The organism is Candidatus Alkanophaga liquidiphilum, assembly GCF_053996935.1.
This window is the reverse complement of record NZ_JBMXYC010000037.1, coordinates 1-19,941: the sequence shown is the minus strand read 5'-3', so window position 1 is coordinate 19,941 and position 19,941 is coordinate 1. Positions and strand designations below refer to the sequence as shown.

The following is a 19,941-nucleotide window of genomic DNA, read 5'->3' as shown; positions in this document are numbered from 1 at the left end:
TAATAAGGAAAGCAATCCCGGAAGCGTTTGCGGACGGGATAGAGGGTGTGGGTTGCACCCGGTGCGATGGACAAAGGATGACATCGCACGAAGCATTTTGAGCTTTTCGGCTCAAAATGCATAACCTTGTTAGCCTGATGAAAGGAGGAATCAAGCTGCTACACTGATACCCTCAGTAAGATGTAAATCCTGAAATGCTCAGCAGCTTCGACGGTGCAACCACAACGCTCTAGCAAGCTCTTCAATTCATCGCAGCTATATATGCGGATTAACCCTTTCTTTAAGAGCATGCGCTCAAGTTCATGCTTCCTAAGTGTTCTGTTGAGCCTTGCTGCTTGCACTCTGTTCCTGTCGCCATCAACTAAAAGCATCTTCCCTTTCGGCTTCAAAATTCGTTTTATCTCTTTTATGAGGGTTTCAGCATCTACGTATCTCAACGCATTCACGCAAATTGCGGCGTCAACGCACCCTCCCTTTATCGGCAGCTTCTCGATGTCGCCTACGATGACGTGGGCATCCTTTTGGCGGGCAGCTCTCACCATCTTTTTGGAAATGTCAAGACACAAGACTTCGCAGCCGTAAGCCAGGAAACCAAGCCCGTAGTGGCAGGTGCCGGCGCCCAAATCCAAAACTTTCGCGCCGCTGCTCAGCATAAGCATCTTCGTTATTTTCTCCCGAAGCTCTTTAAAGCCCGGGTGCGCATTTACAAAAACCGCATAATCCTCGGCCTTCTCCGAATACGACTGAATTATCAGCTTTTTGCTCTCAAACGCTCTCTCATTCATAGTATTGGGAGGAATCCCGCCTCCCGGATTTGAACCGGGGACCACGCGGTTTCTGCGCGCGGTTTACCGCTCTCGGCGGCGTTAATGCCACTACAGCCGCGCGCTCTTCCAGACTGAGCTAAGGCGGGGCTGTTTTAATTTTGTCCGAGGATATTTAAATTTTTCTCACCGCCACGGTTGTCAAGAGCTCAAGAGAGATGCTCTTCCAAGGGGTAGCAATCTTAGTTTTTCTTCCCCCGCTAAAGCGTGCGGACTATCACGAAATCCGACATTTTCAACAAAACCCTTATAAAGAAGCACCACTTACTTTTATCTCTCTGTTGCTTGCAAGACCCTTCCGAGCGGGAGGGCAAGGGGAGGCGGGTAGATAATTTTAAATATTCTGAGGACTTAGATTATAGCGACCTCGTAACAGCCGTAAGGCTGGGCAGCCCATAAGGCTGGTGTGAAAGTAGTCCGTGAGTCCCGAAGTGGATAACGGATAGTGGCGGCGTGAACCCGCCTGTAAGGGTAAGGGTGGTGGATTTCCGCTACCAAACTCCCCACGAAGCCCCGTCCGTAAGGCGGGGTAGTTCACGGCGAGTAAAGAATGCCGTGCTGAGGTCGCCCGCAAGAGCGCCCGACGGAAGCTGTGACTAAGGGCACACCCAAGCACGGCACACAGCCCGGCATAGGGTCACTCTGAGCGACTACGAGCTTCATTGGATGAGCTTAGAGGGTTAATGCCGGGCTACATTCTTCTTCTGTAACGAGTAGCATTTCTCAAACTCGGGGAGTTGCTGCTTCGCCCTCGCCGTCGCTTGCCACACATCTCAACCTCATGCACCGGCGGCGATTATCGCTTTAAGGGCTTCATAAGCCCGCTTCGGGTCCATCCTGCCCCTCGTCTTCTTCATGACCTGCCCGACGAGGAAGTTCAACGCCTCCTTCTTCCCGCTTTTGTAATCCTCAACCGCAGGCGTGTTCTCAGCGATTACCTCCCTGATTATGCCATCAATCTCTTCATCTTTCATCCTCATAAGCTCTTTCTTTGCTATTATCACCTCAGGCTCGCCTCCAGCATCCAGCATCTCCCTTAATACTTCGACGGCGCTCCGCTCCGTTATCTTACCTTCCTTCATGAAACGCAGTATCTTAACAAAGTTTTCAGGCGGAACTCGCTGCAGAGCTTCCCGCATGCTCATCGAGCGGTAGTTAAGCTCACCCTTGAGCACATCCGCCACCCAAGTTGCGCAAAGCCGAGCGTCGCCCAGTTCCGCTGCCACGCGCTCATAAAAGTCTGCAATGTGCACGTCGGTCGTGAGCGCAACGGCGTGCTCCCTTGTTATTACATATTGCTGCATGAAACGCCGCACCTTCTCATCAGGTAGCTCCGGCAGCCCCTTCTTTAACGCCTCCACCCAGCTTTCTGAGATTTCGATGAGCACGAGGTCCGGCTCTGGGAAGTAGCGGTAGTCTTCTTCATGCTCTTTCGTCCGCAGTGAGATGGTCACGCCACGAATCTCATCGTAGTGCCTCGTCTCTTGCTTTATCTCGATGCCACGCCGCAGCAAGCCTCGTTGTCTCGTTATCTCGAAGGAGAGAGCACGTTCCAAGCCTTTATACGAGGAAATGTTTTTGATTTCGATGCGTTCGCCGCCTGCGATCGAAACGTTCGCATCCACCCGTAAAGAGCCCTCTAAACCGCCGTCGAACACGCCTAAATACTCAAGGATGCTTCTTATCTTATTTATGAAGATGCGGGCTTCTTTCGGCGACCTTAAATCGGGCTCCGTTACTATTTCGACGAGCGGCACGCCGCTTCGATTGTAATCAACAAGGCAGTATTTAGCAACGTCAATAGTGCCTTTATAGATGAGCCTGCCGGGGTCCTCTTCGAGGTGCACTCTTTTTATACGGATTATTCGTTCGCCGCCGTCGCTTTCGATGCGCACGTAGCCGTTCACCGCCAGCGGGAAGTCGTATTGTGAAATCTGGAAGCCTCTCGGGAGGTCGGGGTAGAAGTAGTTTTTGCGGTAGAAGAGCGTGCGCCGTTGCACCTCACAGTTCAACGCAAGCGCCACCTTTATCCCATATTCCACAGCCTTCTTGTTCACGACCGGAAGCGCCCCCGGCAGCCCTAAGCACGTCGGGCATACGTGTGTGTTTGGCTCTGCGTAATGATATGCGGCGGAGCAGCCACAAAATAACTTGGAGCGTGTCAGCAGCTGTGCATGGCATTCTAAGCCTATCTTCACGTCACCCATGTGCTCACCTTCCTGCTCCGTATTTGTTTTTTCTTGCGACATGCGCGCTCGCCTAAGCTATACAATTACTTACAAAGTGAATTCGAACCTGCAAAACTCGCTCTCCGGCGCCTTCTCAACTCTTTTAACGTGTATATCCTCATTTATCGCAGAACAGAAGCCCTGAAGGAGAGCTTCGCAGCCCTGCTCGCACCATTTCTTGTAAAGCTTATGTATCGTGCATTTGCTCGTCGCAACGAGCTTGTCTTGGCTTAACATCGACTTGTATTCGGGAATGCTTTTCAGAAACGCATCTAATGCTGTTTTTAACGCTTGAAGGTCGTTCCCTTTTATATTGTTGGATTTCACAATACCTCTCCCTATGCCTTCGCCAAAGGAATATGCGAGTGTTTTTAATAACATAACCCCTCTCTTAACATTCTCTCCGAAAATAAAAATGTGCTCCCGAAGCTGAGAGCTTTTAAACAATAGATGCGGAGGGGCATTACATTTTCAGCAGTGTTCCGTAGAACAGAGCTGAGCCGAGAAAATAAAAGAAATAAAAATTAGAAAATGTCCTTCTCCAGGACCCAGCTCGGGATCCACTTGCACTCTTCGAGCGACAGCGTCTTCCTGAGTCCCTCAAGCGTTATCCGTGCGAGCTTCAACCGCCCTTTTCTGTCCTTGAATGTTCTCACGAGCTTCTTCTCCTCTAGCGCCGTCAGCATCTTCACCAATGTCTCGTCATCGACGTCGAGCACGCCCTTCAGGTCGTCAAGCGTCATGTTGAGCCCAGGGTTCACTTTGTAGTTCTCGGCGAGCGCCTTGAGCACGTCCTCCTCGCTCTCCACCTTCTTCCGCTCGCTAAGAGCCCCAAATGCCACGGTAATCGGCACTTTCAACTCCGGATGCACCTTACGCACTGGTGGCTGTAGATACTTACGAATCTGCCTTAGTCCCTGGTTAAAGATTAGGAGCTTCATGATTTCGCTCGTCCCGGCGGCGATTTGTAGGATTTTCGTGTCCCTGATGTAGGATTCGACCGGGTAGAAGCGGGTGACGCCGTCGCCGCCCATGACCTGAACCGCCTCAAGGAACATCTTCATGCCGAAGTCCGTAGAAAACATCTTGGCAGTGGCAGCCTCTGCGGCAGCTGTCTTGCCGAGGTCAAGCATGTAAGCAGTGTAGTATGTAAGGAGGCGGGCGGTGTTGAAAATCCAGACCATGTCCGCAATCTTGAACTGGTTAACGCCAATATTGATGGTAGGCTGCCCAAACTGGATGCGGCGCTCCGCATGAAAGACTGCGTAACGTAACGCCTCTCGCATTATGCCGAGCTGCGCCGCTGCCGCCATCGTGCGCTCGAAGTTCAAGCCGCTCATCATGACCCGCCAGCCCTCGCCTTCCTCGCCGAGGCGGTTCTCCACAGGAACGCGAACGTTGTCAAGGTCGATATACGCATTATACAGGTTGTCGAAGCCTATGAGCTCGTTCACCTTCTCAGCATGGAAGCCCTCCGCACCCCGCTCGACGATGAATGCAGAAATATGGCGGTATTTAGCAACATCCTTCGGGTCGTCGCTCGTCCTCGCATACACCACATAAATGTCGGCGGCGAGCCCACTTGTTATGAACCGCTTCTTCCCGGTTATCACATACTCGTCGCCCTCACGCCGGGCGACGGTCTCCACAGAGGCTGCGTCCGACCCTACATACGGCTCAGTCAGCCCGACGGCGCCGAGAAGCTCGCCCTTCGCAATCTTCGGCAGCCATTCTTCTTTCTTCTCAGGTGGTGAGAAGTCTTCAATCTGGTGCGTCCCACCACACATCGTCAGCAAATACGGACACGACAAGGAAACGCCTGCCCGTGAAAGATACTCAAGGATTATACAGCAGCCCGTGTAGCCCCACTCGCTTTTCTTGCCGCCGTATTCTTCCGGGATTACGGCGCCGAACCAGCCACGCTTGCCCACTTCTTTAATGAGTTCCCAGGGGAACTCCCGTTTCCAGACGAACTCCTGAATCTTCGGCGTCATTCCGTCGGCGAAGGCGTCCACTTCGTCAGCAAGCGCCTTCTGCGCCTCATTCCACCACGGAAACTTCTCCACGCTTTATCCCTCCTAACCCCCTCTAAGAGTCGCTACTATTTTTAACTTTTATCCTTTTGCTCCCGCTAATTTAACTACGGCGTAGAACGAACTAACGGTGAGCGATGCCCAGCGACATCTTGAAGGAAATACGGGCGGTGGAGGAGGAAATAAGGAAAACGCCCTACAATAAGGCGACGGAAGCCCACATCGGCAGGCTGAAGGCGAAACTCGCAAGGCTGCGGCGGGAAGCCGTAAAGCAGCGAAAGAGCGGCGAGAAGCAGCGCAGCGTGCGAAAGGCGGGCGACGCCACGGTGGCGCTCGTTGGCTTCCCATCCGTCGGGAAATCCACGCTTCTAAATGCTCTGACGGACGCAAACTCCAAAGTGGAAGATTACCGTTTCACCACGCTTGACGTCGTCCCCGGAATGTTCGAGGTCAACGGCGCCAAGATTCAGGTTCTCGACCTCCCAGGCGTCGTCGAGGACGCTGCTAAGGGCAAAGGGGGCGGTAAAGAGGTATTTTCCATAATTAGGATGGCGGATTTGCTGTTGCTGATGGTGGATGCGTTGCAGCCGGAATACCAGTTAGAAGTCCTGCGCAGGGAGCTTTACGAGGCAGGCATCAGAATTAACAAGATGCCGCCGAACGTGGAAATCAGAAAGCGGGATAGAGGGGGACTTGCGATAAAAAACGAATCGAGCCTCGCAGACGCCACGATTCGGGAAATTCTCAGAGAATATAAAATTCATAATGCTGAGGTGTTCATAAAAGAAAAAATAACGGTGGATGAGCTGATAGACGTGCTGGAGGGCAACCGGAAATACGTGCCAGCGCTTGTTGTCGTGAACAAGATAGACCTCCTCAACGGGGCGGCGCCACCTGACATCAAGGACGCCATCCACATCTCCGCCAAAGAACGCATGAACCTTGAAGCCCTACGCAATGCCATTTTCAACACTCTCAGGCTAATCAGGGTTTACTTAAAGCCGCCGGGCGGCGAGGCATCGCCGAAGCCCATGATTCTGAGGCAGCCGGCGACTGTCGAGGCCGTATGCCGCCGGATCCATAAAAACGTTGTGCGTAAGTTCAGATACGCAAAAGTCTGGGGCAAGTCCGTTAAATATGACGGGCAGCACGTCGGGCTCTCGCACGAACTCTGCGACGGCGACGTCGTGACTATCGTAACCCGGAAATAGCCTCGCCCGACGTGAGACGCTGGAAGCGTGCCCTTGCTTCAGTCCCTCTCAAAAACCTATCGTTCATCTACCCCTCCAACGCGCAACGCCTGCAAGCATGTCGCTCACGCAACCGCAAGCATTTTAACCCACCGCACCTTTGCGGTGGTGGTCGCATGCGGAAGGCGCTCCTCGTGCTTAGCATGCTGGGCCGCAGCGCTCCTCGTTTCTCTGTGCGGTGCAGCGGAGGCGTTAGTCATCGAGGACGACTTCGGCACGGATTCCAGCACGGATTCCGGCATCTGGGAATACGTTGGAGACGCATAAGATGAATTTACAACGAGTTTCAAACCGGTTTCAACCACCAGTTTTTTGGGGTGTTGCATCCCACTCTGGTATGGAGGTGAGCAAAATGAAAGGCGAAAACAAGTCGGCTTTGCTTGGCATCCTGCTGGTTGCGGGAGTGGTAATGGCGGGCATGGCAACAGCCTTCGGAGCAGGCGATCTGCTGAAGTTTGCAGGAAAGGAAGTTAAGGTGGTAGCGATGGGAGAACAGCTAAAAATATATGAAAACGGTAAGGTCGTAAAAGAAATCGCAGTGCCAGAGGGGGAATACAATTTTACTATAGAAGCGGCAGGGCATGAGTTGCTACATAAAATAACAGTGCATAAGATGACCAAAGAAGAGATTGAAAAAGCGCAGGCAGAACATGAAAAGAAGATGAATAAATGGCTTGAAATAGCCAATAACGACGGCAGAATACGGGAATTAACCAATGGAAAAGGCATACAGTCTAAAGATTTAATCGGTGCAATAACGAGCGGTGGTGACAAAGTAATCCTAACGGTGAAAGTTGAAGGCAAATACTACAAGATTACGATAGATCTAAACGGCGAAACTGTGAAATCGGTGGAAGAGCAAAGCTCGGCAGAAACAGAAGATTGGTATGGACTAGGGCGCAATAAATAAACCCTAACTCATATTTTTTATTTTTTTATTTTCGAATATGGAAGGTGAAAAGATGGAAAGCAAAGGAATTCATGGGAAAACAGCATTCATGGCAGCTTTATTCGTTGCTTCAGTATTCATTTTAGGACTAAAGCTGTTGAATCCGACACCGATCCAAATAGTTATAGAAGGTCAAAATACATCTATTACCCAACTCCCGGGATTTTTCACGCTTGAGGATGTTATAATTATCGTTGTAGCATCAATTATCCTTGGTGTCAGCGGAACGTATTTGCTTTTCCTTGATTTAGTTAAGAGACCTGCTGGTGAATTGGTGCTTGAGGAAAGAAAACGGAGATGGAAGGAAATAGCAAAAACTTTGAAGGAGAATGAGCGAAAGATATATCAAGCGATAATTGAAGCTGGTGGAATTATAGAACAAAGCGAACTTCCAGAGAAAACAGGAATTTCTAAAGCGAGTGTTAGCAGGGCTTTGGATTTGCTTGAGAGCAAGGGCTTGGTTGAGAGGAGAAAAAGAGGGATGGGAAATGTTATTTTGCTGAAATAAATAAAAACGGGAAATAAGAGAGCCGTTCGCCGTGGAGTTCAAATACAAAGCCGGTGGGGGAACCGGCGCAGATGGCATCGTCCATCTTCTACAAGGATACGATACGAATTACACGCCTGCTACTGGAAGGTGCCTTGGATTTATGGACGCCCACAGCCCCGGCTCAGATGTCGGTTATCCCGTCCCCGGTTATGGTGTGGAGTTCGATAACTATAAGAACCCTCATGACGACGTCAAGGGACGTTTCAAAAAACTGCGCTAAGTCGGTTCGATAACTATAAGAACCATCATGACCCCTCAGGCAATTACGTAGCCCTGATAAAAGACCACGTCAGGAACCAGGAACCATTTGATATACGTAAATGACAGCCGGACTGAAGACGATCGATGGCACGAGGTCAGAATTGAAGTGGGGGAAGCATCGGTGAGGGTCGTTCTCGACGGCGAGGAGCTGTTCACGTGGGCTGGCGAGCTGAATAGAACGTTCGGCGGCATAGGCTTCTCAGCGGCAACTGGAACCTTTAATAACTGGCACCTCATAGATGACGTGAGGATAACGACGGAGGAGGCGGTTCCGCCGGCAGTTCCGCCGTCAGTTTCGATTTCGACGGATAAGGTGGACTACACGACGGGCGACATAATGTTCGTGAGCATTTCTATCAGCAACCCTTCGGATGTAACGCAGAACGTCGTTTTCAACTGGTAGGTGACGCTCCCATCGTATAATTTCTACACGGCGCCGCTCGCGAGCGTGCCGATGAGTCTGCCTGCTGGCTACAACATGACGCTCTCATACCCGATAACTGTCGGCTACTGGGGCGCGGAGGCGTTCGGTGCGGTCTTCTGCGTTGCCCTGACCGACCAAGCTTCGGGCAAGATCCTAGCGTTTGACGCTGCATTCTGGAACTACGAGCCTTCGGCAATGCATAAAGACGGAAAAATGCGAGGAGCATCGTCCAAGAAATAAAAAGAGCGCTGCGGTAAACCATCCTTCTTTCACTATTTTTCGTTGCCGTGATGTCCCGCGTCGTGCATTTCCGCTTTATCCCCATCCGGTCAGCGTCCTGCGACGACCTCGACCCACGCCGCTATTTTCCGCCGCCGGCTTCCGCCGCCGATTTCCACTGCCGGACTCCGGCTTGCCAGCCTAAATGCCAGCTTAAATCACCAATCTTATTTCCCTGCCACACTCAGGACATCTTGCCCTTCCGCCCTCGACATTGAACTTAATGCGGACGTTGTAACCATGCCGCTCCACGAGCACCACGCCGCAGTCTGGGCAGAAAGTGTTCTCGTATTCATGCCCCGGAACGTTTCCGAGGTAAACGAACTCAACGCCCTTGCGTCTTGCAATATTCTGGGCTCTTTCGAGCGTCGCAACGCTCGTCGGCGGCACGTCCAGCATCTTGTAGCAGGGGTAGAATCTTGAAAAATGCACGGGGATGGATGCGTCCAAGGAAACAACCCACGACGCAAAGTCGTTGAATTGTTCATCGTCGTCATTATGCCCTGGAATGACGAGATATGTAAGTTCAATGTGGATTCCCTTCTTAAGCATACGCTCGCACGTCTCCAACACGGGCTCTAAGCGTGCGCCGCATATTTTCTTGTAAAAGTCATCGTTAAAGGCTTTGACGTCCACGTTGGCGGCATCTAAAAATGTTGATATTTTTTCAAGCGCCTCCTCGCTTATGTACCCGTTCGTAACGTAGACGGTATAGAGCGCCTCACGCTTCGCCGCCTGTGCGCAGTCATAAGTAAATTCAAACCAGATTGTCGGCTCGTTATATGTCCAAGCGACGCCCTGGCAACCCATGGCGCCGGCACGCCGCACTGCCTCTGACGGCGAAAGCTCGAACGTGAAGCGGCGAGCGCTAACGTCCTCGGCGGTAAGCCTCGAGATCGAAAAATTCTGGCAGTGTAGGCATCTAAAGTTGCAGGAAATCGTGCCGAGCGAGTAAACGTAACTGCCGGGATAAAAGTGGAACAGCGGCTTCTTTTCAATGGGGTCCGCGTGCTCCGAGGAAACACGCCCATAAATCAGCGTGAAGAGCCGCCCGCCGACGTTCTGACGGGTGCGGCAGACTCCGAAACGTCCCTCCGCAATCTCGCATTTGTGCGCACAGACATTACAACGCACTCTCTCCCCCTCAAGCTTCTCATATAACATTGCTTCTTTCATTTTAACCCCCAAGAGCACGGGCAAGTAAGACAACCCTGCTTGTCTCAGACTCTTTAGCAACCTTGTAGCCTGCAGCCTCCGCGATTTCGGCTGCAAATCTGCGCACGCTCTCGTGTGACGGCATCGCATCTCTATGAAGACGCAACCTCGAAAAACCAAGATACATGTAGGCTTTGACCTCCACGAACGCCGGCGCCGCCAGCTTTACCAATGACGCATAACCTTCAGCGTCATCCATGTTCAAGCCCTCCACGCACGTTATCCTTATCACAGTCCTCACGCCCTCTTCGTCCTTGCGTCGCAGCACCCTCAACGACTCTTTTATCTCTTCCCAGAAGTCGGCACCCGAGATCTTCCTGTAAAGCCCCTCATGCGTCGCATTCAACGATAAATACAATTGCGTCGGTGTGATGCGGCGCAACACTTCCGGCTTCGTCCCGTTCGTCACGACGAACGTCGTCATTCCTCGTTTGTGAAACTCCTCGACGAGCTCCTTTAAGTGGGGGTAGAGCGTCGGCTCGCCAATTAGCGAGATTGCGGCGTGTTTTGGCGCTCTCGCCTCATCTAACGCTTTGAGGTCCGTGGTCTTAGCGCCTTTGTAGCCGGAAATGAGGCGTTGCTGCTCCCGCAAGCAGCCGTCCACGATGCTCGCAGGTGCGTCCCATTCAACGTCCGTAACGTCCTCGAAGTTCAAAATCTCGATGGGACGCCAACAGTGCAGGCACCGCTGGTTGCAGAATATCGAAGGCGTCATCTGCACGCAACAATGTGACTTGATGCCATAGAAAAGTCCTTTATAGCAGAGCCCCTCGCCTCGCAGCGACTTCTTCAGCCACAAACACGGCTTGACGGCGCTGTGCTTGCCGACGAGGTGGTAGCCTTGCCTCTTCAAAGTGGCGATGACATCAGGGCTAAGCCCCGCATTAACACTTTTTCTCTGCATCCAAACTCGTCCCCGTTAAAAGCTGAAAACTGCATGAAGCATTACCATTATGTCGATTTCGTTAGACACCAACTTTCTGTCGGACATACCCTCTACCGGGCGTAGCTCCGGCGCCACGTATTTTTTCTTTTTCGTGCCCTTCCCCATAGTTTTAATTTAGTGTCTGGATAAAAATTTATGTCCATGAAAACTCTCGTCATAGGCTTGGATTCAGCGCCACCGGAATTGCTGTTCGAGGAGTTCTTAGGAGAGCTTCCTAACGTCGAAAAGCTCGTAGAAGCCGGAATGTATGGGCGGTTAAGAAGCTGCATCCCCGCAATCACGATACCGGCGTGGGCGGTGATGTTCACGGGCTGTGACCCCGGAACGCTTGGACTTTATGGCTTTAGGCATCGCCGCCGCTATTCCTATAATGACATTTGGATCGCTTCTTCTAAATCGATAAAAAAGGAATTCGTATGGGATTTGTTATCAAAAGCTGGCAAGAAAGTTTGTTTGGTAGGAATTCCTCCGTCCTATCCCCCCAAAAAGGTAAACGGCTGCATGATCTCGTGCTTCATAACGCCGGACGCCTCGCACGAGTGGACGTATCCATCGTCGCTAAAACACGAGATAACGGGCGTCGTCGGCGACTACATTTTCGATGTGGAGTTCAGGACAGAAAACCGAGACAAACTCCTGGAGGAGCTTTACGAGATGACAGAACGACATTTTACAGCGATAGAATACCTGATGCGGAATCGTGCGTGGGACTTCTTTGCGTTCGTCGAGATCGGGTTGGACAGGATGCACCACGCCTTTTGGAAGTTTTTCGACGAGGGACACCATTTACACGAGCGTTGCAGCGATGCGGAGCTTAGGAAATACAAGGACGCCATCAAAAACTATTATAAATTCCTCGATGAGAAAATAGGAGCACTTTTGGACATGCTTGATGAGGACACTGCTGTTCTAATAGTCTCGGACCATGGGGCGAAGAGGATGAGAGGGGCTTTTTGCGTTAATGAATTTCTCATGCGTGAAAGCTTTCTGAAGCTGAAAGAGTATCCTAAGAGCGTCGTGAGCATCGAGAAAGCAGGCGTTGACTGGGAGCGCACCATAGCGTGGGGTTGGGGTGGCTACTACGCTCGTATCTTCCTGAACGTCGAGGGGCGGGAGCGTAAGGGCGTCGTGAAGCCCGAAGAGTATGAAGATGTGCGGGACGAGCTTGCGGAGGCTTTGCGCAGCGTCAGAGGTCCAGACGGCGAGAAGTGGCGCACGGAAGTCTTCAAACCTGAAGAGATTTACGAGCGGTGCGAAGGCGACCCGCCGGACCTTATGGTCTATTTCGACGACCTGAACTGGCGCTCCGCAGGCACCGTCGGGCATCAACGCCTCTACCTTGAGGAAAATGATACGGGTCCCGACGACGCCGTCCACGCCGAAGATGGCATCTTCATCCTTTACAATCCGCAGGAAAACTACGGCGGCGAGCAGAGGGATTTGGAAATTTCTGAAATCGCCTCCGTAATCCTTAACATTATGCAAGGAGGTGGTGAAAGATGAGCATTAAACTACTGGTCATCGCGGTCGCAATGGTCTGTGCAATAGGAGTTGCCGTTGCGGGTGCGGGGGAAAACGCAGGTGCCATTGCGGATAAAGGGCAGGTGTATCGAGTTCTTTTGCCCGGAAATTTCAGCGTAGAGAGTCTACTTTATGCAGAAGCTCCTGAGGATTTTGACGTGTTCGTGCTGTATGTATGGCGGCGGTGCTACGTGGAAATCACGCAGCAAGACCTTTACATCGAGGGCGATACCATCGCTTTTGGCGTTCCCGGCAATGTCATCGTGTCTACGTCGCCCGAATGCGGACACTGGGAGGGATACCTCAACAAGGGTATCTACGTCTTTTACTCCGGTTATCTAAACTGCTCCGGCGGCTATCCGGCAGCGTATAGGATGAACATAACAGCCGTTTCCAAAGCCAATCACGTTTCGACACGGCAGGAAGCCCATTCGTTATTTGTGCAGATAACCGAGGGGTAACCATGAGCATAATAAAAGATGCAAGCCTTGCAGATGCAGGAAAAAAGAGAATAGAGTGGATAGGCGAGCGCATGCCTGTTCTGCGGAAAATTAGAGAACGCTACGAGAAAGAAAAGCCGTTGGAGGGCGTTAAGATAACGGCATGCCTCCACGTAACCTCAGAGACAGCGAACTTGATGCTGACGCTGCTGGCGGGCGGCGCCGAGATTTCTCTCACGGCTGCAAATCCCCTTTCGACGCAGGACGACGTCGCAGCGGCGCTTGCGGAGCGAATGAAGGTTTTTGCTTTCAGAGGCGAGACTGAGAAAGAGTATTACGATTGCTTGGCGAAGGCGCTTGAGCTGAGGCCCAACATCATCCTCGACGACGGCGGCGACGCAATAACAGCGGTGCACACATCGCTTGAGAGCTTCGTGACGAACGTTAAAGGCGCCTGCGAGGAGACGACGACCGGCGTCATTCGAGAACGAGCGCTTGCCGCCGAGGGGCGCCTTAAATTCCCAATAATAGCGATAAACGACGCAGAGACGAAAATGATGTTCGACAACCGCTACGGGACGGGGCAATCTACGCTGCATGGCATAATGAACGCCACGAACATCCTTTTCGCCGGCAGGACCGTTGTGGTTGCGGGCTACGGCTGGTGCGGGCGAGGCGTGGCGATGCGAGCAAGAGGTATGGGCGCCAACGTCATCGTCGTCGAAACCAACCCGAGAAAGGCTTTAGAGGCGACTATGGACGGCTACCGAGTCATGCCGATGCGAAAAGCCGCAGAAATCGGCGACCTCTTCATAACGGTTACTGGCGACATTTCCGTCATTCGGGGCGAGCATTTCAGGCTGATGAAAAACGGGGCAATTCTCGCAAACGCCGGGCATTTTAACGTGGAAATAGACTTAAAAGAGTTGGAGGAGTTGGCAGTCGAAAAGAAAGACATAAGCGAGAACGTCACCGAATACGTCCTTGAAGACCGCCGCAAGCTCTACCTGCTTTCACAGGGCAGAATCGTGAACTTGGCAGCAGCTTACGGACACCCACCTGAAGTCATGGACATGAGCTTCGCAAATCAGGCGCTTTGCGCACGATTCCTCGTCGAAAACCATGAGAAACTCGAACGCTATGTTTACAGCGTGCCTAAAGAGATTGACGAGGAGGTCGCCCGCCTCAAGCTCGAAACCATGGGCATTGAAATCGAAGAACTGACAGAGGAGCAACAGAAATACTTAGGCTCGTGGTCGCTCGGCACGCAGTAACAGTTAGTTTTGACAAATCTCTCGCATGCAAGTCTCGACCCAGCCGGGGTGTATAACGTGAGGACTTCGAGCACGAATCCCATGTCCACGATTTCCGCAGGCAACTCCAAAATCCTTTTGTTAGAGACTCCTGTAAGCTTTCTGTGCACTTTGTCGTCGTAAGCCTTGCAGCCAGAACGCGTCAATTCTGCCTTGGAGGTATGTCATCCCGTAGAACTCAGGACAACAGGCGATGTCGCCGCCGGTGAACGCAGTTATATTCCTTGCGGGACCCCAGCTTTGCTCGCCAAGCTCTATGAAGTCTAACGAGATGACGCTGGGGCACAGCGGGCTCCGCTCGCCACGAAGCACGCAGCTTCCACACGCTTTACAGATGTCGGTTGCGTGGAACGCTGTCGCCTGTTCCTTCGGCTCCCTGTAAATGCGATATTATTCCATGTACTTATGGGCGGCGAGCGCAACGTCTTCAGCGAGAGCCACCGCCCGTCGGCGATCTGCGAAAAATACCAAGAGTGGCATTTTCGGCAGGAGAGGTTAGACTTTATCGGTCTGTGGAGCACGCCATCAATCCTACGGAGCGTCGCTTTGCATGCCGCCTCCTTGCGCCTCCCTACATCAACAAGACAAGCACCCCGCCTGAACCCTTGCTCCTTAAGCCTGCATTCCATCATTTAAGTTAGTAGCTAAAACACTTGAACGACGACAAGGTGAGGGACGTGAGAGTGTTAAAGCTTGGAGGAAGGGAGTTTCGGGCGGAGGTGCGGATGCTGGATGATATGCGGGCAGTGCTTTACGACGAGGAGTTTCGGCGGACTGCCGAGAACGTGCCGCTTTACTACATGTTCAGGGACGTTTACGAGAGCGAGGAGGATGCTGCCGTCCTCAAGCGTCGGGGCTTGCGTTACGACATCACAATCATCCCCCCAAGGACGCTCGGCAAAGAATTCGTGAAGACCGCCGGGCACTACCATCCAAAGGTTCCGGGCTCCGACCACACATACGCAGAGCTTTACGAGGTGCTGGAGGGCGAAGCCCACTTCTTATTGCAGAAGCTCGAAGCTGACGGCAGCATAAGCGACGTTGTCGTCGTAAAGGCTAAATCTGGCAACAAGACAGTTGTGCCACCGAACTACGGACACGTGACGATCAATCCGGCTAAAAAGACGCTGAAGATGGCGAATTTGGTGTTCAAAAACTTCTCTTCGATTTACGAGCCGTATCGGGAGAAGGGCGGCGCCGCATACTTCGAGCTTACGGACGGGGACTTCGTGCGCAACGAGAACTACGGCGAGCTTCCGGAACTGCGGTTTTTGGAGCCGCCCCGCGTGAAAGAGCTGAGCCGTCGTATCTACGAGTTAATAGACGAGCCGCTCCTTGAGTTCCTGAAAAACCCGAGTGGCTACGAGTGGCTTTTCGAGAAGGCGCTGCGGCGGGATGCATCTTAATCGTGCGGCTTTGCTCTCCAATTCAAACTCATTTGGTCACGTGTAAATCCAAGACGACGTGGTATTTGCGAGGGGCGACGGAGCGCACGACCCGTTTATTTTCTATTTTTATTTTTCTATCCGAAAGTATTTCTTCTACCTCTCGCAGTGGTTTCTCAAAGACGTCAGAAGAGTCTGCAGAGGATACTGTGTAATAATGTATAACGCCGTGTCCTCGGAGGGCGTCGGCGGCGAGCCTTAGGAAGGCAGAAGCCCGCTCCGGCAGCGGCATGAGCACCCTATCCGCCATACCTCTGAAAAGCGGCATGAGGATGGCGGCATCGCCGAGCAGCGGGATGACGTTGTCCGTCTTGTTCAGCAGGACGTTCTCACACATGTATTTGTACGCGTAGGGGTTAATGTCGATGGAAAAAATGCGGGCGGAGGGCTGTGCTTTCGCAATGGCTATTGAGAAGCAGCCGACCCCTGCGAACATATTGACGACGGTCTCGTGCCGCCTGACTTTCTTTGCGACCCGTTGGCGCTCGTAGGAAAGGCGTGGTGAGAAAAATACCCTTCGAAGGTCGACTTTGAAGACGCAGCCGTGCTCTTTATGCACAGTCTCCAAGTCTTCGTCGCCTGCGAGGATTCAAAGCCTCTCGTCCTGAAAAGTTCTTCGGTCTGCCCACGAACGGCGACGACGCTCCTGAAGCGGTGGAACTCCATCAATGCCTCAGCAATTATTCTTCTTTTATCCCAAAGTTCCCTACGGATTTTAACGATGGCGATGTCACCGACGATGTCGAACGCTCGGACGACAAGTTTAAGCTCAGCCTCTCTCAGCCCTTTCTCTAGAAGCAAGTCTTTTAGCCTCTTCGCAGGCATCTGACGTCGAGCTAAACGAAGACGACGGTGCCCTTCCGCCTTAAGATTCTTTTCCGCTCCTCCATCCACTCCCTTATCTTCTCATTAAGCTCGTAACGGCTCACGAATGCGAAATCGCCGCTGCACCGCACCTTTATCTCATCGGCGGAAAAGAAGGGCACGTTCAGCTCCAGAAACTTGTCGGTTGCGAAATGTGAGGGCTCGCCTTTGAAGATGACGGCACGCACGCCACGCTTTGCGAGAAGCTCCGCCGTATTCGCGCCGCCGCCACTACTGTCTTCGAAGAGAATGACGTCACCATTTTCGAGCCCGTAGCGAGCTTCGACCTCGGCAATCGCGTGCTTGCTGAAGGATTTGGCGACCTTTACGAGTTTTTCATTCTTCTCGTCGAACTCCGGCTTTGCGTCCTGCCGCCGCCTTAACAACTCTCTAAGCTCTTCCTTCTCCCGCCGCTCCCGCTCAAGCTCCGCCCGCAACGCCACAACTTCGCTCTCCAGCATCCTTATCCTCTCGTCCTTCCTGACACGCTCGTCAAACTCGAACTTCGCAAGCCGCAGCCGCTCCTCCAGCCTGTGTATCTTCTCATCTTGCTCCTTTAATTTCTCTTTCAACTCGGAAATGAACGCCCGCAGCCGCTGTATCTGCTCTTCTTTCCCCCGCAGCTCTGCCCGCAGAAGTTGCATCCGCTCGTCTTCCACCTCAGCCGCCTGCGGCTTACTGCTCGTCGTTGCCGTCTCAGTCTCACCGCTCTTGCTACACATTTTCTCTATTGCGGAGCGAATGGAGGTGCCGCGCACAACCAGCGCCTTCACCTCCTCAACGTCTACGCCTGTCGGCGCCTTTCGTTCTATTTTAGCGAATTTGTTCTTGAACTTCTTGAACGCCTGCAGGCACGCCACCAATGCATCCCGCTCGTGGTCGTTGGCGTAATTAAAGCCCTTCGTCAGCATGATTTTCTCCTCAACGCTCAAAGGCTCGTCCACCTCATACAAAAGCGCCGAGAACGTGCTTTTTATCCTCTTGACGGTCTCAGGAGCAGGCGTGACATCAGATGCCACTATTAAAGGCTTCCCAAAAGATGAAATTTTGAGGATTATGTCGGAAAGCGAGTAGTTTTTGGAGCTGTGGAGCCACAACAAGTCCCCATCCAAGTCAAGAACAGCGACGCCAATGGTCGTTCCGGGGTCGATGCCCACAATCGTGTATTTCCTCCCAAGCTTAGTGAATTTTATTCTCTCTCGCTCCACGCAGCTTACTCTCACCTGCACGTCCCCGTATTTTCCAGGTTTTACAGGAACGGCAGCTCTCGGCGCCTCGACGACGAAGACGCAGCGGGCGTAGCCGCCGATGCCTACCTTCGCCTCTCTCTCAAAACGGAGCTTTAACCGGAGGAGCGTCTCCTCAATCTCTCTCGCCCTCTGCAATACCGCACCGTGAACCCGACGACTATATCTTTTTTGGCTCCAACCGCCCTTGCCGAGCGAGCGCGCCCTGCTTACCTTTATCAGCGTGCGGTCTTCAAAGACCGAAATCTCATAACCGACGCCGAGCGCTGCGAGCGTCGCACAGGCTTCAGCCTCGCTCATCGGGTCTAAGGCGTTCACCCGAATTCCATATTTCCGAGCGATGCTTTTTAAGGAGCCGCCGTCCGTTACCTGCACGAGCTTTGTTTCCGGCGGAATCGCCCGTAGGAGCGTAAGGAGCGCCTTTTTGCTTTCGCCGAGCTCGTGGATGTTGTCGGTGGCGACGACATCGGGACGTAGCTTGTTGATGAGGCGGACAAGCTTGAACTTGCTGACGGAATGCTTACGCACCTCGTCGGTCTCGGTGTTCAGGATTGCAAGGGCGTAGAGCGGAGTCGTCCTCCTCGTCTGGTGCCTCTGGACGTCCACGCCGAAAATCTGCATCTTCTACTTTTCAGCTTCGAGCTTTAAGTGTTTTGCGGCTTGAATGGTGGGAGTGGGGATGCTTCGTGCCTTGCTGCCACCAGCCCTCGCCATCGTCTCCGATTGCGTTGCTGCCACCAACACAAACCACGCCGGCAAGTAGCCCTCGGTTATGCTCGCTCTTCGCTCACGCCTACCGGCTGCGTCGTTCTGCGGCGGCGCCGATGCCGGCTTGGGCAGCGCGGCAGCAGGACATTAAGGGAAAATTTTTTAAATGACGGAAGCTACCCTAAGACTAAGGTGGAGATGAAGGGCGGAGCCTTGCTTTGCCTGCTGGTGTTATCCTTCCTCACATTCGCGGGTGTGGCGTCCGCAAGGACGATCTACGTGCCCGACGAGTACGCGAAGATTCGGTGGGCGGTGGATGACGCTTCTGCCGGAGATACGATAATTGTAAGGGATGGAGTCCACTTTGAAAATATATATGTAAATAAGCGATTAACGATAAGATCAGAGAATGGTTCTAAGAATTGCATCGTTCAAGCTGCAAAATATGACGCTGTATTTCATGTTACAGCAGATTATGTGAACATCTACGGATTTACAATCAAAGATGGTAAGTATGGGATTTACCTCGATAATGTAGAAAACTGCAACATTGCAAACAATAACATCTCGAATAACGATGATGGCATCTACTTGTGTGATTCGAGCAGCAACAACATCACCGGCAACAGCATCTCGAACAACGGGAATGATGGCATCTGTTTGTATGTTACGACCGTCAAGGCGCATTCGAGCAACAACAATATCACAGGCAACGACATCTCGAACAACGAGAATGGCATCCACTTGGAGTCGGGTTCGAGCAATAATAACGTCACAGGCAACGACATCTCGAACAACGAGAATGGCATCTACTTGTATGAATCGAGCAACAACAGCATCACCGGTAACGACATCTCGAACAACGTGGATGGCATCCACTTGCGGCGGTGGAGCAACAACAACAATATCACAGGCAACGACATCTCGAACAACGATTGTGGCATCGGCTTTGAGGATTATTCGAGCGACAACATCATATATCTTAACAACTTTATAAATAACACCGATAGCGTTTATTATTCCCCTTATCCATCAACGAACATCTGGAGTTCAATTTTGCAAATAACATACACATACAAAGGCAAAACATACAAAAACTACTTATGCAACTACTGGGGCGATTATACGGGAAGTGATGCTGACAATGATGGGATAGGAGACACGCCTTACATCATAGATCATGATAAGGATCATTACCCGTTGATGAAGCCTTTTGAGAACTACTTTGCGCCTGAGAGCCAGCCGCCGGTTGCGAGCTTCACGTACTCACCGAAACACCCGTCGGTTAATCAACCAGTAACATTCGATGCGTCCGCCTCTTACGACCCCGACGGCACGATCGTTTCTTACGAGTGGGACTTCGGGGATGGGACAACCGCTTCAGGAGTGGTGGTGACGCACGCGTATTCAGCGGCGGGGAGCTACACGGTGACGCTGACCGTCA

22 protein-coding genes, 1 tRNA gene and 1 pseudogene are annotated in these 19,941 nt (G+C 52.3%); 11 read left to right on the top strand and 13 right to left on the bottom strand.

What is annotated here, in order from left to right:
- Positions 1 to 158: 158 nt before the first annotated feature.
- From ACXJJA_RS05020 to ACXJJA_RS05000, 5 genes are all read right to left on the bottom strand, one after another.
- Complete coding sequence (locus ACXJJA_RS05020; protein WP_456487124.1) at positions 159 to 785, bottom strand: class I SAM-dependent methyltransferase; 627 nt, start codon at positions 783 to 785, stop codon at positions 159 to 161.
- A 14-nt stretch (positions 786 to 799) separates the two neighbouring features.
- Positions 800 to 913, bottom strand: a tRNA-Tyr gene (locus tag ACXJJA_RS05015).
- Between the two features lie 690 nt (positions 914 to 1,603).
- The gene (gene gatB / locus ACXJJA_RS05010; protein ID WP_456487123.1) at positions 1,604 to 3,031 is read right to left on the bottom strand and encodes an Asp-tRNA(Asn)/Glu-tRNA(Gln) amidotransferase subunit GatB; all 1,428 of its coding nucleotides are present in this window, start codon (positions 3,029 to 3,031) and stop codon (positions 1,604 to 1,606) included.
- Between the two features lie 69 nt (positions 3,032 to 3,100).
- On the bottom strand, positions 3,101 to 3,433 hold the full coding sequence (locus ACXJJA_RS05005; protein WP_456487122.1) for a hypothetical protein: 333 nt from the start codon (positions 3,431 to 3,433) through the stop codon (positions 3,101 to 3,103).
- A gap of 143 nt (positions 3,434 to 3,576) precedes the next feature.
- A complete protein-coding gene (locus tag ACXJJA_RS05000) occupies positions 3,577 to 5,118 on the bottom strand; it encodes an acyl-CoA dehydrogenase family protein (RefSeq protein ID WP_456487121.1) in 1,542 nt (513 codons plus the stop codon).
- 104 nt (positions 5,119 to 5,222) lie between these two features.
- Between ACXJJA_RS05000 and ACXJJA_RS04995 the strand changes: the two genes are divergently transcribed.
- Entirely contained in the window at positions 5,223 to 6,296 is a 1,074-nt protein-coding gene (locus tag ACXJJA_RS04995; protein WP_456487120.1) for an OBG GTPase family GTP-binding protein, read from the top strand.
- 104 nt (positions 6,297 to 6,400) lie between these two features.
- Here the strand turns inward: ACXJJA_RS04995 and ACXJJA_RS04990 are convergent, their stop codons facing one another.
- Entirely contained in the window at positions 6,401 to 6,577 is a 177-nt protein-coding gene (locus ACXJJA_RS04990; RefSeq protein WP_456487119.1) for a hypothetical protein, read from the bottom strand.
- Positions 6,578 to 6,687: 110 nt separating this feature from the next.
- Here ACXJJA_RS04990 and ACXJJA_RS04985 point away from each other — a divergent pair, with 110 nt between their 5' ends.
- The 5 genes from ACXJJA_RS04985 (at position 6,688) to ACXJJA_RS04965 (ending at position 8,759) form a co-directional block, all read left to right on the top strand.
- A complete protein-coding gene (locus ACXJJA_RS04985; RefSeq protein WP_456487118.1) occupies positions 6,688 to 7,245 on the top strand; it encodes a hypothetical protein in 558 nt (185 codons plus the stop codon).
- Between the two features lie 37 nt (positions 7,246 to 7,282).
- Entirely contained in the window at positions 7,283 to 7,792 is a 510-nt protein-coding gene (locus ACXJJA_RS04980) for a helix-turn-helix transcriptional regulator (protein ID WP_456487117.1), read from the top strand.
- Positions 7,793 to 7,823: 31 nt separating this feature from the next.
- Positions 7,824 to 8,054, top strand: a complete 231-nt coding sequence (locus ACXJJA_RS04975) for an L-type lectin family protein (protein WP_456487116.1) — start codon at positions 7,824 to 7,826, stop codon at positions 8,052 to 8,054.
- A 162-nt stretch (positions 8,055 to 8,216) separates the two neighbouring features.
- Positions 8,217 to 8,498: a hypothetical protein gene (locus ACXJJA_RS04970; RefSeq protein WP_456487115.1), complete on the top strand. Its 282-nt coding sequence runs from the start codon at positions 8,217 to 8,219 to the stop codon at positions 8,496 to 8,498.
- A 51-nt stretch (positions 8,499 to 8,549) separates the two neighbouring features.
- Positions 8,550 to 8,759 (top strand): hypothetical protein, encoded by a 210-nt coding sequence (locus ACXJJA_RS04965; RefSeq protein WP_456487114.1) that lies wholly within the window; start codon positions 8,550 to 8,552, stop codon positions 8,757 to 8,759.
- Positions 8,760 to 8,951: 192 nt separating this feature from the next.
- Here ACXJJA_RS04965 and amrS read toward each other — a convergent pair whose 3' ends face one another.
- From amrS to ACXJJA_RS04950, 3 genes are read right to left on the bottom strand one after another with little or no spacing between them, the layout of a single operon-like run.
- Entirely contained in the window at positions 8,952 to 9,974 is a 1,023-nt protein-coding gene (gene amrS, locus ACXJJA_RS04960; protein ID WP_456487113.1) for an AmmeMemoRadiSam system radical SAM enzyme, read from the bottom strand.
- A gap of 1 nt (position 9,975) precedes the next feature.
- The gene (twy1, locus tag ACXJJA_RS04955) at positions 9,976 to 10,917 is read right to left on the bottom strand and encodes a 4-demethylwyosine synthase TYW1 (RefSeq protein ID WP_456487112.1); all 942 of its coding nucleotides are present in this window, start codon (positions 10,915 to 10,917) and stop codon (positions 9,976 to 9,978) included.
- A gap of 15 nt (positions 10,918 to 10,932) precedes the next feature.
- Positions 10,933 to 11,064 (bottom strand): hypothetical protein, encoded by a 132-nt coding sequence (locus tag ACXJJA_RS04950; RefSeq protein ID WP_456487111.1) that lies wholly within the window; start codon positions 11,062 to 11,064, stop codon positions 10,933 to 10,935.
- Positions 11,065 to 11,094: 30 nt separating this feature from the next.
- On the opposite strand from ACXJJA_RS04950, the gene ACXJJA_RS04945 reads away from it, so the two are divergent.
- The 3 genes from ACXJJA_RS04945 to ACXJJA_RS04935 are packed head-to-tail and all read left to right on the top strand — an operon-like array spanning position 11,095 to position 14,194.
- Positions 11,095 to 12,462, top strand: coding sequence for an alkaline phosphatase family protein (locus tag ACXJJA_RS04945; RefSeq protein ID WP_456487110.1), 1,368 nt, complete (start codon positions 11,095 to 11,097; stop codon positions 12,460 to 12,462).
- Positions 12,459 to 12,941, top strand: a complete 483-nt coding sequence (locus ACXJJA_RS04940) for a hypothetical protein (RefSeq protein WP_456487109.1) — start codon at positions 12,459 to 12,461, stop codon at positions 12,939 to 12,941. The genes ACXJJA_RS04945 and ACXJJA_RS04940 overlap by 4 nt, the downstream gene beginning before the upstream one ends.
- Before the next feature lie 2 nt (positions 12,942 to 12,943).
- Complete coding sequence (locus tag ACXJJA_RS04935; protein ID WP_456487108.1) at positions 12,944 to 14,194, top strand: adenosylhomocysteinase; 1,251 nt, start codon at positions 12,944 to 12,946, stop codon at positions 14,192 to 14,194.
- 120 nt (positions 14,195 to 14,314) lie between these two features.
- Here the strand turns inward: ACXJJA_RS04935 and ACXJJA_RS04930 are convergent, their stop codons facing one another.
- Positions 14,315 to 14,545, bottom strand: coding sequence for a hypothetical protein (locus tag ACXJJA_RS04930; protein ID WP_456487107.1), 231 nt, complete (start codon positions 14,543 to 14,545; stop codon positions 14,315 to 14,317).
- A 365-nt stretch (positions 14,546 to 14,910) separates the two neighbouring features.
- Here ACXJJA_RS04930 and ACXJJA_RS04925 point away from each other — a divergent pair, with 365 nt between their 5' ends.
- A complete protein-coding gene (locus ACXJJA_RS04925) occupies positions 14,911 to 15,639 on the top strand; it encodes a glucose-6-phosphate isomerase family protein (RefSeq protein WP_456487106.1) in 729 nt (242 codons plus the stop codon).
- Between the two features lie 28 nt (positions 15,640 to 15,667).
- Here the strand turns inward: ACXJJA_RS04925 and ACXJJA_RS04920 are convergent, their stop codons facing one another.
- The 3 genes and pseudogenes from ACXJJA_RS04920 to ACXJJA_RS04910 all read right to left on the bottom strand — a co-directional run bounded on the left by ACXJJA_RS04920 (position 15,668) and on the right by ACXJJA_RS04910 (position 18,410).
- Positions 15,668 to 16,237 (bottom strand): class I SAM-dependent methyltransferase, encoded by a 570-nt coding sequence (locus ACXJJA_RS04920; protein ID WP_456487126.1) that lies wholly within the window; start codon positions 16,235 to 16,237, stop codon positions 15,668 to 15,670.
- A gap of 41 nt (positions 16,238 to 16,278) precedes the next feature.
- A pseudogene (locus tag ACXJJA_RS04915) lies at positions 16,279 to 16,503 on the bottom strand (class I SAM-dependent methyltransferase family protein); the annotation flags it as partial.
- Positions 16,504 to 16,514: 11 nt separating this feature from the next.
- Positions 16,515 to 18,410, bottom strand: coding sequence for a DUF460 domain-containing protein (locus ACXJJA_RS04910; protein WP_456487105.1), 1,896 nt, complete (start codon positions 18,408 to 18,410; stop codon positions 16,515 to 16,517).
- 285 nt (positions 18,411 to 18,695) lie between these two features.
- On the opposite strand from ACXJJA_RS04910, the gene ACXJJA_RS04905 reads away from it, so the two are divergent.
- Positions 18,696 to 19,941: NosD domain-containing protein (locus ACXJJA_RS04905; RefSeq protein ID WP_456487125.1), on the top strand; the 1,246-nt coding region annotated here is incomplete at its 3' end.